Source organism: Fontibacillus phaseoli, assembly GCF_003337355.1.
Lineage (GTDB): Bacteria > Bacillota > Bacilli > Paenibacillales > Paenibacillaceae > Fontibacillus > Fontibacillus phaseoli.
Window position 1 is genome coordinate 88,205 of the sequence record NZ_QPJW01000010.1, and the last position, 15,633, is coordinate 103,837.

Sequence of the window (15,633 nt, forward strand, 5' to 3'; positions counted from 1 at the left end):
CAATAACGGTTATTCCTCGTAAATCATTGTCCGCGTCATCCCGCCGTCAATGACAAGATGCGCCCCGGTAACGAACGTATTGTCCGGGTGGCTCAAATACAGGCAGGCCCGGGCGATACCCTCCGGCGTTCCGACCCGGCCGGGTGCTGCCAGTGATCGGCTTCCTTCAGCGCCTCCTTGTCTCAAGCTTGACCCGCCGCAATTTTACCGATCAAGTCCGGTAACCAGTCCATGACCGATCCAAAAGAATACCCCGCCGCTTTGGCTTTGGAAATATCCAGCACCCAGTCCGAAGGAATACCGAACGGCGATTCATTCCCCTCACCCGCTTCGTTTTCCGGCAAGACCAGCGGTTGTTTGCCGGTTGCCCTTCCGATCAGTTCAAGCAAGCCCGCAATCGTCAACTCCCCATCCGAGCTTGCATTGACCGGACCGGTTAGCATGGAGCACCCCAGCCATTTGAGGAAAGAGGCCGTTTCCGCGGAGGAAATGTAAGACATGGACGCTTCCACATTCGGAAACCCAATCGGCGTTCCGTTCATGACCCGCTCGACGTGAAAGTGGAGTCTACGGGTATAATCGTCCGGTCCCAGCACGATCGGAATCCGCATGGCCGCAACCGGAAAGTCCGCCTGCTGGAAAAAGACCGCTTCCGCCTGTCTTTTTCCTTCCCCGTAATCCATATCTTTCCGGTCCCCGGCATTCCATTCGTATCGATAGGGATCAAAGACTTCTTCTTGCAACGGAGATTTGCCGAACTTGTAAACCGACAATGTCGAGGTCAGCACGTAACGCCCCACATTTCCGTCAAAAGCGCGTACCGCCGCCAGCGCCTCATTCGGCGAATAACAGATATTGTCATAGACGATGTCCCACGGACCGACTTTAGCAGCCTCCACCAGCGAAGACTCGTCCGTTCGATCCACAATAAGCCGATTCAAAGGACCGTTAAAGACCGCCTCCGTCAAACCTCGCGTAGCCACTGTCACTTCGTGACCGCCTTCCCGAAGAAGCAAGTCTACCAATCTTTTGCCGAAATATCTTGTTCCGCCTAATACTAACACCTTTGCCATTCAAAACACCCCGTTCGCTTCGTTTTTAGAAAAGCATCAGAGACGAATTCACACATATTAAAAATATTAGGACAGTTCCCTTCTTATTCTGTCTCCCTCTTTCTAGCGGCTGCCGAACAAGCTTTTCATCAAACTCAACCCGCACAGCACCGAAAAATAAAAATGTCCTTCCTGAGCCGCTACATCTTTATATAACGAGTAGTAGGGCATGTTTAGATACAGGCTCAGCACCGGATACAGCATAAGAATTAAACTTGGGATGAATATGAAAAAGAACAACGGACGGTAAAACTTTCTCCGGTTTGGAAGGCCGCCAAGCAAACTGGCATACGCTCCCAGTACCAGGCCGTACAACATGTTTCCTAACATGCCGTAACTGATTTTCAGCAATCTCTCCGGATTCTGTTCCATTATCGCGACAAAACGGTTGCCGTAATATACCAGCACCAATGCGCCGAGAAGCCACAGCAAATAATAAAAGTACCCTTTGGATTTGTTCATGGGCCGACTCTCCTATGTATAAATTTGCGAATCCAATTAAACAGCGTCCTTCGGCGGAATCTCCGTGTCCTTCATCCCCGCCTTAACCCGCTTCAACTGGGCGACAATGATGATGCTGATCACGACGAGCAGGAACCAGGAGCTAATTTTTCCGATATGCACCAGCCGCCATACTTTCTCCTGATCCGGGTAACTCCAGGCTCCGAGAAAGGTCGATATATTTTCCGCTACCCAAATAAAAAAGCCGATCAGTAAAAAAGACAAGGTCAATGGCATCCAGTACGTTTTGCCGAGCAGCATAAAATGAACCCGTGACCGGATGAATACGATGACCAGCAATCCCGTAAGGACCCAGCGATAATCCCCGATAAAATGATGCGTGAAAAAATTAAAATAGATCGCCGCGCACAGCGGTACGACATAGACGGCTTTCGGCCAACCGGTCATTTGCAGGTTCATCCTGCGCCAGGCTTGGCAAATGTAGCTGGCAACGCTGGCGTACATAAAACCGCTGTAAAGCGGAACCCCGAACACCTTGCTCCATCCCGCTTCCGGGTAAGACCAAGAGCCCATTTGCACTTTAAACAGCTCCAGAGCGAGCCCGATCAGATGAAATACGCAAATGACTTTCAGTTCATCCCTCGTTTCCAGCTTGAAAACGACCATGCCCACCTGGGCCAGCAAACAGATCAACAAAATCAGATCATACCGGGGAATGCCCGGAACCGTGACCACCTTGGTCAGTCCAAGCGTTCCGAAAATGATGACCGGAAAGATGCAGGATAACGCCTGCAGCCAGGCAAACTGAAGCAAATTGCGGATAAAAGTCATAATTCCTCTCCCTTCCCTGCACGACGATTGCTCCGTCCTCCTCAAGTCGTCACAACGGTAAGCTGCGGCCAGATCCTGAGCCATTCTTTCTCCCGAATTCTATGCTCAAATATACTCCTGTCAAGAAAATATGGACTTTGCCGCACCAGCAAACCAAGTAAATCATCGAGGTCGAAAGGGGCTACGATATCGATGTCCCCAACTTCATTTAGCCTTGCCCCGACGGCTGTTGCGGTTTCGGGCCAGTACAACATGGCGTCTTCCACCGATCGGTAAGGCGGCTCGCCGTTTTTCAGATGCATACGCGCCTGATTTTTGACAGACCAGTCCCGATTCGGAATCAAACCCTTTAACCGGGCGTCCAGCTTTTTTTCCATGCCCTCGTCCAGACATTCCGGATCGAAATAAAGCACATCCACATCGTGAAGCGGCGTTCTGTCCGCATAACCATGCATTACGTCCCATACAAAGTTGCGAAAATATCCAGCCGCGATGCACCCTTGCGGCAATCCCAAGGAAGCTACGGCTTTCAGATCGGCTACCATTTCGGCTTGTTTTCCAATCGCAGCCTTAAATCCTTCGGAATCGGTAATCCGCGAGATCTTCTTCGTAGGCAACACAAATTCCCCCACCTTTCACGGATCAAACGTTCCTTCATTATACACCAGAAAATCCGTGCTTCGGTATACAAAACGCGTCTCATTCGATTCTAACGGACACAGGAGACCTTAACGGGCCAAAAATCTCCGATTTTTTGGGTTAACGGACACGGGAGACCTTATTTCAAAGAAAACAACGGCAAAACGGTAGATTTCCCCCGATTAACGGCTCTCATGTCCGTTGGATTCCATAACTAGCTTAAAATCTTGATTTAACGTCGGCCATGTCCATTAGAATGGATACGATCGCATTTCGCGTACCCTTCCTACTTCCTTACTTACGCAAAATGCGGCTAAATCCCCATAGGGATCTAGCCGCATTTCATATCAAACCGCTCTTGCCAAGAGCGCAATCCAGGCTTAAGCCGACCGCAGCGCCTCATCCTTCGGCAACAGCACGGTCAATAACCCGATCAGCGGCAAGAAGGAGCAGAGCTGCATGATGAACAAAATGCCCGACTGATCGGCGAAATGACCGAGCACCGCCGAGCCGAGTCCGCCGAGCCCGAAGGAAAGGCCGAAAAACAGGCCGGACACCAGTCCCACCTTGCCCGGCAGCAGTTCCTGGGCATAGACGACGATAATTGAGAAGGACGAGGACATGATGAATCCGGCTAACACGACGAGTACGCCGGACCAAAACAAGTTGGCATATGGGAGCAGCAAAGAAAACGGCGCAGCTCCGAGAATGGACAACCAGATGATATTTTTGCGCCCGTACCGGTCAGCCATCGGGCCGCCGAAAAACGTACCGACCGCAGCCGCGGCGAGGAACGCGAACACGTACCATTGTGCAGCGCTTTTGCCGACGCCGTAATGGTCCATCATGAAGAAAGCATAAAAGCTGGAAATGCTGATGGAGTATACGTTTTTAGAGAACAACAGCAGCACGAGCACCGAAATGGCGAGCCCTACTTTCCTCTTGCTTAGCCCCGATTTTTTCGCGTCTTCCCCGTTTTGGATAACTCGGCGCGGACGTGGCTGTACGTTCAAGGAAGCATACCAGCGGGCGACGAAAAACTGGATAATAATCGCCGCTATCGCCGCAAAAGCGAACCAGACCACGCTGCGCTGGCCAAGCGGAATAAAGATGAGCGCCGTCATCAGCGGGCCGAGCGAGGTGCCGATATTGCCGCCGACCTGAAAGATCGACTGCGCCAGTCCGCGCCGAGCCCCGGCCGCCAGGTACGCGACTCTGGAAGATTCGGGGTGGAACACCGAGGACCCGAGTCCGATGCAGGCCACGGCCAGCAAGATGATGCTGTACGCGGGGGCATACGCCAGCATGACGACGCCGACCAACGTGAAGCATACGCCGAGCGGCAGTATGTACGGTCGCGGCCGGATGTCCGAGTACAAGCCGACCAGCGGCTGAAACACCGAAGCCGTAATATTCATGGCGAACGAAATCCAACCGATCTGTCCGTAGCTTAACGCCAGCGAATCCCTCAGAATCGGGAACAAGGCCGGTATGGCCGATTGCATCGTATCGTTTAGCAAATGGACCATGCTGATCGCAAACAGGATCGGGTACACCGTTAATGCCTGCGCAGTGGGCTTGATTGCTGCGGCTTTATTCATTCAAATCTCTCCATCCGCTCTGTTTGTCTGTAATATTAGAAGTTAAAATTGTCCGGATCAGACCCAAACCGTTTGTTTAAGTTCAAGCCATCGATAGCGGCGATATCCTCGGTGCTAAGCTCGAAATCAAAAATGTCGGCGTTCTCGATAATCCGTCCCTCATTGACCGATTTCGGAATGGTGATCACGCCAACCTGCAGATCCCAGCGCAAAATAACTTGAGCTGCGCTTTTGCCGTATTTTTTGCCGATGGAAACCAGAATGTCGTTTGTGAGCAAATTGCCTTGGCCAAGCGGAGACCAGGCTTCAAGGAAAATGCCTTTCTCCGTCGCATATTTCAACAGTTCTTTCTGGGTCAGTTGCGGATGAAGTTCTACCTGATTCACGGCCGGTACGACTTCGGCGTCAGCCAGCAAATCCTCCAGGTGATGTATTTGAAAATTGCTCACGCCAATCGCGCGGACTTTGCCTTCTTTATAGACTTTTTCCAGCGCACGATAGGTATCTTTATATTTGCCCTTTACCGGCCAATGCACCAGGAACAGGTCGATATAGTCCAGATTCAATTTGCTCAGACTGGTCTCGAACGCTTGCAGCGTCGTCTCGTAGCCCTGATTGGAATTCCATACTTTCGAAGTAATGAACAACTGATCCCGAGTCAGGCCGTTCTCTTCCATCGCTTCCCGGACTGCTTGTCCGACGCCTTCCTCATTATTGTAAGCGGCAGCGGTATCGATGCTGCGGTAACCGGTGCGGATCGCCGATTTGACGGCCTGGATCACTTCCTCGCCTTCCTGGGCTTTATATACCCCCAAACCAAACCACGGCATGTTCACTCCGTTATTGAGCTTTACAGTTTCCTGCAAATTTTTAGGCATGATTTTTTTCCTCCTTAGGTTGGGTTTTGATGAGAAAAATATTCCAAAGTATATTATGACCTACCTCGGACAAAATTTAAAGCCGCATTGAAAAATGGCAGCTCTTCTCCCCCATCATGATATTAACTGGAAAACATACAGCTAATTTAGGTTAGATTAGCTTTTTACCCCATTCAGATGGAAGAACTACAGTTATTTCTCCGCAAATCAATGACATGGGCTTATATCAGTCAAAATAGCTGCAGGTTCTCCAGTTAATTTCCTTCGAGATGCCATTTTCACAAAATTAACTGTACCATTTCCAGTTATTTTTTCTCGATGCTAGATAGGGTGGGTTCCCGAAACGCAAAAAAAGCCGGAAAGCGATCTCCCGGCCTTACGATATGGAACGAAAATAAGATTGCTCGTGCATCTCTCTTCGCTAAAATGAAATCATTGCGCCCGTTTCATCGAAAATGGCCGATGGGTTCCAGGCGACTTCCCACACATTGAACTCGGGATCGGCAAAATACGCGGAGCGTCCGCCCCAAAACGCCTCCTCCGGTTCCTTCAGAATCACCGCACCGGCTTGCCGGGCTTTTTCGATGGCAGCATCAACCTGTTCAGGCTCCTCCACATTGACCGCCAGCGACATCCCTCTGTAAGCCGGCTTTTGGATTTCCGTTCCTTCGGGAACCAATCCTTCCAAACGGGCGTCCTTCAACAATTCTCGGTAAGGGAAAATGCTCAGCAGTACTCCGGCCGTTGTGAAAACACAGTAATCGTCAGAACTGGTCGGGGTGTCTTCCCATCCTAATCTGGTGTAAAAGGCCCTGAGCGAAGGAAGATCTTGCGCGCCAAAAGTGATCAAAGTAATCCTCTGCGGTAACATTTCTATCCCTCCCAAACGTATTTTGTTTAGATGGACATTTCTTCCCAAAAAACAATTAACTTTTTCTGGTATTCTATATCCTACATCAAAACAACACGATTGACTAGGCCGTCTCTTTCCCTTTCCGCAATTTTTGTCTGGCGCGGTACAGCACAATTTTAAAATGGGACAATGCGATTCCCATCAAATTAGCCGACTCCTGATAAGAGAATCCGTGCACATCATATAACAACACTGCATGCTGTTGATTCGGGGGAAGCATGGACAGCATGGCGAACAGTTCCTCCCGGCTTTCCACGGATAATACGCTGGCTTCCGGCGTTTCTTCGCTCGGCATATTATGAAAGAACTCGTTCTCGTAGGCTGAGGAACGGCTCTCTTTGCGTAATCTGTCAATATACGCGTTATGAGCGACGCGGAGCAGCCAGGCTTTCGTTTTCTTTCCTTCCAGATCTTCGATTCGGCTGCACGCCCGGTAAAACGTTTCTTGCATCAGATCCTCGGCGTTATGATGGTTACGGCACAAATAAAACAAATATCGGTAAACGTCGTTTTTATATTCACGGTAGATCATATCCATCGATGACTTTTTCATATGGACCCTCCTCAAATTCTGAACCCGTAGTCGAGCAACTTGACCGTGTCGGACCAGACACCCTGCTCGGTGGAATGAAGCACTACGGTGATCAGTTCTCTCTCTTCTCGTACAGCCGAGCCAACTAGGCAGTATCCGGCTTTTTCCGTGTATCCGGTTTTCACTCCGTTGGCCCCTTGAAAATACCACTCCCCGTTGCTATTCAGCAGCTTGTTCCGGTTTTGGAACAAGTGATCTCCTTGCCCCTCCAGATCCGCGGCGTATTCGGTTTCCCCGACAAGCTCATTAAACACTTCAAGATTCATGGCTTCCCGGGCGATCAGCGCCATGTCGTAGGCGGTTGAATAATGATCCGGATCGTGCAAACCGTGCGGATTGACGAAATGGCTATTTACGGCCCCCAGTTCCTTCGCCTTCTCGTTCATTAACTTGGCAAAATAAGCGATAGCCTGTTCCGGGCTTTGGCGTTCCCCCGTTTCCAGTTCGGTTATGTAAGCCGCTGCCGTTCTGGCTGCATCGTTTCCGGAAGGCAGCATCATCGCCGCCGTCAAATCCCTGACGGTCAATTTCTCCCCGGGAACAAGTCCGGCCGAGCTTTCGTCCGGCGTTCGCAGGAGCACCTCGTCGCCAACCGTCACTTCGTCATCCGGCGCACTTTTCTTCAACAGAATGAGCGCGGTCAATATTTTCGTAGTGCTGGCCGGATACATTTTTTTCTTTCCATGATCACTGTATAAAAGCTCCCTGGTATCCCGGTCCATAATCAAGACCGCCTGCCCCTCTACTCCGGCAAGTTCGGGAGTCTTTAACCCGCGCCATGTTTGCTCCACCCGGTCGATCAAGGCGTTCCCGTGTTTCTGCACGTTTTGAAACGACAACTTGTCATGAAACAGAAAAATGAGAATGATAAGCAACAGTACAATGTAACGTTTCTTTCTAAACAAAACCGCCAACCCCTCTTGATTTCCCAAACATGGTTTCCTGTTTATTATTATGACTCCCAGAGTTTGCGCGGCGGATAAGAAATTCTTAAGATTCCCTTAAGATTTCACTGCGAAATCCTTAAACTGGTATAATAATCCATTTTTAACCTTGGATAGTCCAGATTCGTACATCTATGTAAAAAAAAACGGCTGACCAAGGTGCAGCCCCGATCAGCCGTTTCAATAATTTCAGTCTTGTTGATGGCGCCGCTCCATATCGTCTTGAGATAACCGGACCGAAAATACCGTTCGGTCTTCATCGCTTTCGGCCGAAATGACGCCCCCGTGCAGGTCAACGATATGCTTGGCGATGGCGAGCCCGATGCCCGAGCCCCCGGTGTGCGCGGCGCGCGATTTTTCCACCCGGTAGAACCGGTCGAATAAATGCGGCAAATCCGATTCCGGAATAGGTTCTCCGTAATTGATCACTTCCGTAATCACTTCGTTTCCTTCGATCCGTCCCCGGATATCCAGCAGCCTGCCGTCGCTGCCGTAGCGCATGGCGTTCGTGATCAAATTCTCGTAAACCCGGCGCAGCTTGTCCCCGTCGGCGATCACGAACAGAGGCTGCTGGCTCATGAACAAGCGGCATTCCATTTTGTTTTCCTGTAGCTGCCATCCAAAATGGGCCGTAATTTGGTACAGCATTTCCGCCAGGTTAATTTTGTTTTTGTGCAGCTTCATTTCCTTATTTTGAAGCCGCGTGTATTCGAACAAGTCTTGAAGCAGCTGCTTCAAACGCAAAGACTCTTCGTAGGCCATATTGACGTAATGGCGAAGTTCGACTTCATCGCGGTACCGGTCCTGATCGATCAAGCCCAAATAGCCAGTAATCGAAGTTAGCGGCGTTCGGAGGTCGTGCGATACATTCGTAATCAGTTCGTTCTTCGTTTGCTCGGCCCTACGTTCTTCTTCCATGGAAGTACGCAGCCGTTCGACCATCCGGTTAATGTCCGTCGCGAGTTGCCCCAACTGTCCGACGTTATCCACCGGAATTTTAGCTGCCGAACCTTCTTCGATCCGGTGAACTTCCTCGATCAACAGCTTGAGGTATTTCTGCTCATGACGTCGAACGCTCCGCCGGTAGAAATAAAGGGCGAACAACAATAGAATCGGAACGCCCGATAAATAATACACTTCGGGAAACCCGATATTGCGACCGACCCATATAATAAGTGTATTGAAAGTGACTTTTGGATAAAAGAAATAGAACGCTCTTGCCAGAAAAACAAGCAGAAGCAATGAAACGATCGTTGCGATGCTGGTCCAAAACAGCCATGCCAGGAATCTTAAGCTAGCCTTCAATTTTGTAGCCGACCCCCCATACCGTCCGAATCAGCTTCTCCCCGTCCATTTCTTTCTCCAGCTTATCCCGCAGCCGGCTGATATGCACCGTGACGGAATTGTTGCTCTCGAAATATTTATCTTTCCAGATCAGCTCGAAAATCTCCTCCGAACCGAACACCCGGCCGGGATGACTGGCCAGCAGAAACAAAATTCCGAATTCAAGCGGCGTTAACTTGACCGGCCTCCCGTCAACCATGGCCGTGTGGGTCTCCTTGTCGATTTGCAGGGAACCCAGCTTGATCAGATGATCCTGCGGCGGCTGCGGCGGCTGAACCGAATAAGAGGATCTGCGTAGCAGCGATTTCACCCTTGCCACCAGTTCCAGCGGATTAAACGGCTTGACCATGTAATCGTCGGCCCCGGTCATCAGCCCGGTGATTTTATCCATATCTCCGTCTTTGGCGCTTAGCATCAGGATCGGAGTGGTGCGGGTTTCCCGGATTTTCAGGCACACCGAAATACCGTCCATGCCCGGCATCATTATATCCAGCACGACCAGATCGATCTCTTCCTGCTCCATCATCTCAAGGGCCAGAAGTCCGTTATCCGCCCGATGAACGGCAAACCCTTCATTGAGCAGATAGATTTCGATCAGCTTCGCTATTTTTTCATCGTCGTCCACAATCAGAATTTGTTTACTCATTGTTTTACTCATCCTTTATTTAACCTGGCTTGACTCATAATACTATCATACCATGACGTACTGAGCGGAAAAGATACAAAAGGTTAAAAAAGGATTACGAAGTTATTAAGATTTCCCCCAGACGCAGGGAATCGTAGTTATGAATGTCGTTCCTTGACCCGGAGCGGACTGGGCCGTAATGTCTCCCCGATGGATATCCACGATTTTTTTGACGATGGACAGCCCCAGCCCGCTTCCTCCCACGCTTCTGTTCCGGGAACGGTCCGCTTTATAGAAACGCTCGAACAGTCGCGGCAAGTCGCTTTCGTCAATGCCGATGCCCGTGTCCGATATCGCTATTTCCACTTCATTCTCCCGCTTAATAAGCGAAATCACGACCCGCCCGCCCGGCGGCGTAAACTTGATGCTGTTATGCAGCAGATTCACCCATACTTGTCTCAGTAAATCCTCGGCCGCAACGATTTCCGCTTCCTGCAAGTCCAACTCGACATAAAAGTTTTTGGCGATCCACTGCGGCTCGCTGGCAAGCACCACGGCCTGCAACTGACGATCCAATCTATAGCGGCTGGTTTCAAATTCGGCTGGATCGCTCTCAAGCGAGGACAGCTTAAGCAAATTGTCGCTCATTTGGGACAATCTCAAGCTCTCGCGCTCGATGATGTCCAAATAATGAATTCGTTTTTCCTCGGACAACCCCAGATTTCGCAGCGCTTCGGCAAAACCCTGGATAGAGGTCAAAGGAGATTGGATTTCATGCGAAACGTTGGAGATAAAATCCTGCCGCATCGTTTCCATTCTGCCCAATTCGCCGGCCATCTCATTAATGCTGTGGGCAATCTTCTCAAATTCCCGCTGATTGCTGCGATACTCCAGCTTGACCGAGAAGTCTCCCTTTGAGATCCGACGCATAGCATCGATGATAGCCGTCAACATCGCCATTTCTTTTCGGTTAAAATAAACGCTGAACAACAGTAAGCAGCACATAAACAAGATAACCCCTATAATGACATTGATGAGTTGGACGAGATAATCCGAAGAAGGACTCCCCGTATAGAAATAAAGCGCCTTGGTGATATAGAGCGTCCCCGTCCAGCAAACCGCCAAAAGCAAAAAGAGGCAGATCAACTGCAATATATGCTTCAAAATATTCCAGATGACCTTAAGAGCTCTTTCCGTTCCGGATTTCACTCTCCGCCCACCTCCAGCCGGTAACCCAGGCCGCGGATCGTCCTGATCCTGAACCCGTATCTATCCTCGGAAAAGCGTTCGCGCAGCCGGTTGATATGAACGTCCAGCGTCCGCTCATTGCCTTCGAAATCGTAGCCCCAAATCTCCTCGATCAGTTGCTCGCGGGTCAAGGTTCTTCCCATGTTGTTGCCTAGCCGGAACAACAACTCGAATTCTTTTAACGGGAGCGTTAAAACCTCATCATCGGCTTCCGCTTCGAAGGTGCGGCGGTTCATGCGGATGCTGCCGATCGTCACGGTCTGGGAAATGATCACCTGGTACCGCTTCAGCAGCGCTTTGACCCGAACGACCAACTCCGCCGGCTGAAACGGCTTGACCAGGTAGTCATCCGTGCCAAGATCGAAGCCTTTCACGATCTGCTTCGTTTCGCCTTTGGCGGTGAGCATCAGCACAGGCATTTCATACAGCCGCCGAAGCTCCCGGCACAGTTCCCAGCCGTCCATGTTCGGCATCATCACATCGAGAATGACCAAATCGGCCTTCTCTTGCTCCAGGAAGGCCAGAGCTTTCACCCCATCCTCCGCCTCGGCCGCTTCCATTCCCGCTTCCTCCAGAAAGACCCGCACAAGCTCGCGAATGTGCGGATCGTCATCTACAATGAGTATTTTAGCCATACCTTCTCATTCCCTTGCTTCTTCTAAAAGCCCTTCGGCAATTTGCAACTGTTGGGCCGCAAACTCCCGGTACATCGCATGGTCATGCAGTAATTCTTCATGCGTTCCCCGCCCGGTCACGGACCCTTTCTCCACGAATATGATTTGATCGGCTCCAACCACCGTCGACAACCTATGGGCTATCACTATCGTCGTCCGGCCCGCCATCAGGTTATTCAGCGCCTGCTGGACGACTTGCTCCGAGCGGCTGTCCAGGCTGGATGTCGCTTCATCGAGCATCAAGATTTTCGGATCCCGCAACAGCGCACGGGCAATCGCAATACGCTGCCGCTGACCGCCTGATAGCTTAACGCCCCGTTCTCCCACATCGGTGTCATACCCATTCGGCAGCTCGGATATAAAGCCGTCGGCGTACGCCATAGATGCCGCTTGCCGAAGTTCGTCATCGCTCACGGCACGTTCGACCCCGTAGCACAGATTCTCCCGGATCGTACCTGCAATCATCGGACTGTCTTGAGACACGTATCCGATAATCGAACGCCAGGATCGTAACGAGAAACTATCGATCGGCTCATCGCCAAGCAGAATCTGCCCCTGCTGCGGAAGATAGAACCGCTCCAGCATGGAGAATAGCGTCGTTTTCCCGCCTCCGCTCGGACCGACCACCGCTGTAACGGTTCCTGGATCCATGCGGAAGCTGACATTATTAAGCACGGATTCATCCTCTTTGTAGCCAAAAGAAAGATTTTCGATCTTCACAGGACGATTGGCATAATCGACCTCTTTGCCGGCGTCAAAAGATTCCTCCTCCGCGTCCAGCGTCTCCATAATCCGCTCGGTCGCTCCCTTTGCTTTTTGCAATTGGGTGAAAAAGGTGGTTAATTGCGTCATCGGCATAACGATCTGGATCAGATACAAAATAAACGCGACCAGCTCTCCTGCCGTCAACGCGCCCGAGGACACCTGCATGCCGCCATAGCCGATGACGACGACCAGCAGCATCATCATCACGACCGAGATGAGCGGACTGATCCAGGCCATTACGAGTCCTTCCCGGATACCGAATTTCAGCAAATTGGATATCCCTTTGCTTCCGGTTGCATATTCTCTTCGTTCCGCGTTCGAAGCTTTTACGAGGCGGATTTCCGAGAGTACCTGGCTAAGCGTGGCCGTAAAAGAAGCCGTCTCGTCCTGCATCCCCACCGAAATCTTGTACATTTTTCTGCCTAACGGATAAAGGACCAGCGCAGCCAGGGGAATGACAATGAACATAATCAGCGTCATTTTCCAGTTTAAATACAACAGTACAATGATAGAACCGATAATGGATATGATGCCGGTAAAGAAGCCGGCCACATGCTCCGAAATCAGCGTTTTAATTACGCCCGTGTCGTTCGTCATCCGGCTGACGGATTCCCCCGTCCGGTTATTGTCGAAATACGAGACCGGAAGAACCAGGTGTTTTTTCCATAGTCGATCCCGCAAAGACGCCACCATATTCTGTCCAATATAATTCAGCAAGAAAATACCCACTCCGGAAGCAAGCGTCTGACCGGCAAAAGCTGCGACCAGCGAGATGATTTGTTTTCTGTCCATCGCGGCCAGCGAAAACCCGTCCACCAAATTTTTCGTAAACATCGGGATTACCAATCCGACCAGCGTAGATACCACGCTGAGTAAAATCGCCGTTACCAACAATCCCATCGATGGTTTGGTTTCGCGCATCAAGCGAAAGAAAGATCCCTTTTTTTGTTTTTCTGCAACTTCCATTATTCTTCCCCTCTCCTATCATGAAGCTCTTCCTTCTATATAAGTTCAGGAAAAGAATACCCCAGCTATATAAACTGAGTTTAAACTGGTTTCGCAGATAAATGTAAATTTCGAAGGATGCTTATTTTCTATCCAAAGCGACTATAAGTTCTCCACCTCGACGCTGATCACATAATCGATATGACGCACAAAGTGGTAAATCTCGGTGGTATACTCTTTTTCCGAAGCGGCAATAACCATGTCAACCCGCTGTCTTCCTTCTTCGAGATCCTTGATTTTCAGCCGGCGGATCCGGTGCTGGTTCTTTTTCGCTCCAGGCCCCTTCCCGTCTTTCCGTTCGATAATCCGAATCAGTTCCGCCACATCGCCCTGATTCCCCATCACCACTTTGATGGACACATCACGCTGATTCAGCTTGTAAGGGCCGATCCATTTAATCACGCTCGGAATAAAATTGACGGCAATAATAAGCAGGATGACCGCCAGTGCGGCCTCCAGATAAAATCCGGTGCCGATCGCGATCCCGATGCCCGAAGCGGCCCAGATCATCGCGGCGGAAGTTAGTCCTGATATGCCTTCATTGCTTCTGCGGAGAATCGCCCCGGCTCCGAGAAAACCGATCCCGCTGACGATTTGCGCGGCAAGCCGCATCGGATCCATGTTCGGATGCTCCGGTCCGGCGAATTTTTCAAACGCCTCGATCGAAACGATCGTGACCAGGCAGCTCGCAATACAAATGACCATACTTGTCTTGATGCCAAGCGGCTTCTGCTTCAACTGACGATCAATCCCGATAAACAGACCGAATAATAATGCCATGCATAATTTAAAAATCATTTCCAGATCGACCTGTTCCATAATCTCTCTCCTTAAACATTATAGAGTGAGTATAAGTGTATTTTGCCATTTCGTGCAAATCACTCTTCACCTTTACTACCTTTACCCAAACTACTGTTTTATAGCAGTATATAAAATAACCCCCGCAATTTAGCGAGGGGGTCATGTTTATTCAAAATCTAACTTATAGTCCGGCGATACGCCGGTAGGTTGCTTCATCCGATACGATATACAACCGTGCATCCGGAGGTATCGTTTGATCCAGCTTACGGTTGATACCCAAATCGCTGCGGTCCGCAAGCAATGTCGCTCCCTGGTTTAGCAAGGCCTGAAAGGCATCTTTATACGTTTTCCATTCCTTTGAAACCGAAATCTCATAGATATCGTCCCCATGCTGGCGGCTGAGCAACTGCCGGATTACTTCCGAGTTTCCTTCCTGCAGTGCCGCCCTTACCGCCAATCTGGAAATGGCGTCATGCGATAGGACGAATTCGTTGACCTGAACATGGCGGAAATTCTGGATATGCTTTTCTTGCGTAATTTCCACCGTAGTATGTACATGAGGAGCCAGACGTTCGATGCTGGAAGCGATCAGAAGAGATTTGCCGTCGATCAACGACGTTTCTTCGATTCGTGAATCCGCAAAAATAATTGCCGCTTTGCTCTTCGTAAGATTCGCCCTGATCAGCACATCATCTGCCGCCGGGTCCCCGCTTACAAAATGAACCTGATGCAAGTGAATGAGCGGGTGCGAATTGCTTTCATCGATGACAACAATCTGGCTTTTTGGCGAATAGCACAAAATTTCATCCACCGCCGACTGCGCTTTTTTGCTCCAATTTATGATCAGGATATGATCCTCGCCCCGAAAGTTCAAGGTTCCCGCTCCTCTCTGCCTTTGAATGCTGCCCAATGAATCGATCACTTTACCGATGACCAAGCTGAGCAGACCGATCCCGAAAACATATAGAAATATCGTGAACACCTTGCCCGGGTCGCTTTTGGCGAAATAATCGCCATAGCCCACCGTCGCCATCGTTGTCATGACCCAGTACAGGGCGTTAAACCAATTTCCGAACGTTCCCGGTTCCAGCAGGAAAGCGACGGTCGCGCTAACAACAATGAAACCGAGGATAATCAAGGTGATGGACGTTTTTCGCAGAGTCATAAGCTTCGTAGTGATCTTGAGGAAAAAATGCACG

17 protein-coding genes are annotated in these 15,633 nt (G+C 50.3%); all 17 read right to left on the reverse strand.

The window, feature by feature from the left end; translation table 11 throughout:
• Positions 1-9 precede the first annotated feature (9 nt).
• Complete coding sequence (locus DFP94_RS19570) at positions 10-186, reverse strand: SDR family oxidoreductase (RefSeq protein ID WP_114498164.1); 177 nt, start codon at positions 184-186, stop codon at positions 10-12.
• The gene (locus DFP94_RS19575) at positions 183-1,073 is read right to left on the reverse strand and encodes an NAD-dependent epimerase/dehydratase family protein (RefSeq protein WP_114498165.1); all 891 of its coding nucleotides are present in this window, start codon (positions 1,071-1,073) and stop codon (positions 183-185) included. The genes DFP94_RS19570 and DFP94_RS19575 overlap by 4 nt, the downstream gene beginning before the upstream one ends.
• Before the next feature lie 102 nt (positions 1,074-1,175).
• Positions 1,176-1,574, reverse strand: coding sequence for a hypothetical protein (locus tag DFP94_RS19580; protein WP_114498166.1), 399 nt, complete (start codon positions 1,572-1,574; stop codon positions 1,176-1,178).
• Between the two features lie 36 nt (positions 1,575-1,610).
• Complete coding sequence (locus DFP94_RS19585) at positions 1,611-2,405, reverse strand: DUF817 domain-containing protein (RefSeq protein ID WP_114498167.1); 795 nt, start codon at positions 2,403-2,405, stop codon at positions 1,611-1,613.
• Positions 2,406-2,446: 41 nt separating this feature from the next.
• A complete protein-coding gene (locus DFP94_RS19590; protein ID WP_114498238.1) occupies positions 2,447-2,950 on the reverse strand; it encodes a nucleotidyltransferase family protein in 504 nt (167 codons plus the stop codon).
• Positions 2,951-3,424: 474 nt separating this feature from the next.
• Positions 3,425-4,645, reverse strand: coding sequence for an MFS transporter (locus DFP94_RS19595; RefSeq protein WP_114498168.1), 1,221 nt, complete (start codon positions 4,643-4,645; stop codon positions 3,425-3,427).
• Positions 4,646-4,680: 35 nt separating this feature from the next.
• Positions 4,681-5,523 carry an aldo/keto reductase gene (locus DFP94_RS19600; RefSeq protein ID WP_114498169.1) on the reverse strand — a complete coding sequence of 281 codons (843 nt, stop codon included), beginning with the start codon at positions 5,521-5,523 and terminating at the stop codon, positions 4,681-4,683.
• A 421-nt stretch (positions 5,524-5,944) separates the two neighbouring features.
• Positions 5,945-6,394 (reverse strand): VOC family protein, encoded by a 450-nt coding sequence (locus DFP94_RS19605; protein ID WP_114498170.1) that lies wholly within the window; start codon positions 6,392-6,394, stop codon positions 5,945-5,947.
• A gap of 103 nt (positions 6,395-6,497) precedes the next feature.
• Positions 6,498-6,989: a sigma-70 family RNA polymerase sigma factor gene (locus DFP94_RS19610; protein ID WP_114498171.1), complete on the reverse strand. Its 492-nt coding sequence runs from the start codon at positions 6,987-6,989 to the stop codon at positions 6,498-6,500.
• Positions 6,990-7,000: 11 nt separating this feature from the next.
• Positions 7,001-7,933 (reverse strand): D-alanyl-D-alanine carboxypeptidase family protein, encoded by a 933-nt coding sequence (locus DFP94_RS19615; protein ID WP_147273869.1) that lies wholly within the window; start codon positions 7,931-7,933, stop codon positions 7,001-7,003.
• Between the two features lie 228 nt (positions 7,934-8,161).
• A complete protein-coding gene (locus DFP94_RS19620) occupies positions 8,162-9,277 on the reverse strand; it encodes a sensor histidine kinase (protein ID WP_114498173.1) in 1,116 nt (371 codons plus the stop codon).
• Positions 9,267-9,962 carry a response regulator transcription factor gene (locus tag DFP94_RS19625; RefSeq protein WP_114498174.1) on the reverse strand — a complete coding sequence of 232 codons (696 nt, stop codon included), beginning with the start codon at positions 9,960-9,962 and terminating at the stop codon, positions 9,267-9,269. The genes DFP94_RS19620 and DFP94_RS19625 overlap by 11 nt, the downstream gene beginning before the upstream one ends.
• A 105-nt stretch (positions 9,963-10,067) precedes the next feature.
• On the reverse strand, positions 10,068-11,150 hold the full coding sequence (locus DFP94_RS19630; RefSeq protein ID WP_114498175.1) for a sensor histidine kinase: 1,083 nt from the start codon (positions 11,148-11,150) through the stop codon (positions 10,068-10,070).
• Complete coding sequence (locus DFP94_RS19635) at positions 11,147-11,824, reverse strand: response regulator transcription factor (RefSeq protein WP_114498176.1); 678 nt, start codon at positions 11,822-11,824, stop codon at positions 11,147-11,149. Before DFP94_RS19635 ends, DFP94_RS19630 begins: the two co-directional genes overlap by 4 nt.
• 6 nt (positions 11,825-11,830) lie before the next feature.
• Positions 11,831-13,594, reverse strand: coding sequence for an ABC transporter ATP-binding protein (locus tag DFP94_RS19640; RefSeq protein WP_114498177.1), 1,764 nt, complete (start codon positions 13,592-13,594; stop codon positions 11,831-11,833).
• A 141-nt stretch (positions 13,595-13,735) separates the two neighbouring features.
• A complete protein-coding gene (locus DFP94_RS19645) occupies positions 13,736-14,452 on the reverse strand; it encodes an MgtC/SapB family protein (RefSeq protein WP_114498178.1) in 717 nt (238 codons plus the stop codon).
• 163 nt (positions 14,453-14,615) lie between these two features.
• A complete protein-coding gene (locus DFP94_RS19650; RefSeq protein ID WP_114498179.1) occupies positions 14,616-15,632 on the reverse strand; it encodes a potassium channel family protein in 1,017 nt (338 codons plus the stop codon).
• Position 15,633: the final 1 nt, after the last annotated feature.